General features: G+C 62.4%; 1 protein-coding gene. It reads right to left on the reverse strand.

The genetic code is table 11. From position 1 onward, the window contains the following. Positions 1-342: 342 nt before the first annotated feature. Positions 343-845: hypothetical protein (locus ACIKT0_RS20020; RefSeq protein ID WP_474998515.1), on the reverse strand; the 503-nt coding region annotated here is incomplete at its 5' end.

Here is an 845-nt window from a genome sequence, read left to right on the forward strand (position 1 = left end):
GAACCCCCTTTCTAACCACTCTATCTGTCGGGGTCAGCAGATACGCTGACCCCGACAGGCAGCGCCCGCTAACCCAGACCACGAGCAAAGGGAAATACCACCATGACGCATGCAGACGACCTCCGCGCCTGGGCAAGGGGCATGTACACAATCGAAGCAGCCACAGAGTTGCTGATACGGGGCTTTGGTGGGAAGTTTGCCGCCCGCGGTAACCCATGGGTGCACACCAGCACCGAGCCGCAAGGCCCCGGCCAGGTGAGTGCCTGGATCGACTTCACAGCCATCCCAGAGGAGGCGGGTGTGCTCTCCGGTGGGGAGCGTCGTTTCCTGCTCCTGGCTGCGTCATTGGCCGAGGATGTGCCGGTAGTTTTGGGTGACCTTGTGCCAGGCCTTGACCGGGATAACCTCGACCTCCTGCTTGCTGCCATCGCGCATGCCGGAGGAAGTCACCAGCACTCCGACGTCCGCTTTAATCAGGACGGGTCCATGTCGCTGGGGAAGGGCTACCTGGACAGTCTGCACCCGTGGCCGCCGGTGCTCCGTGCAGTCCAGTAAGGCCAGCGTGTGGTGATGGCGAAGCCAAAAAAGATTGCTGCGTTCACGCCCTACTACACCGAGGAACAGGCCGACCAAGTCCGTGCCGCCTTCGTGAATGCCGGCAAGACCGAAGAGGGTGACGCGAGCGTGTCGGACTTCATTGTCCGGGCCAGCATGCGCGAGGCGAAGCGTCTGCAGCGCAAGTACAACGGCGGCAAGCCGTGGCCTCCGGTGAAGGCCGGGGAGCTGCGCCGAGGGCAGAGAACGATGGATGAAATGCAGCACCGAAACGAGGAAACGTAGAGATG

This window comes from Hansschlegelia beijingensis, from assembly GCF_045505405.1.
In the GTDB taxonomy this organism is placed as follows: domain Bacteria; phylum Pseudomonadota; class Alphaproteobacteria; order Rhizobiales; family Methylopilaceae; genus Methylopila; species Methylopila beijingensis_A.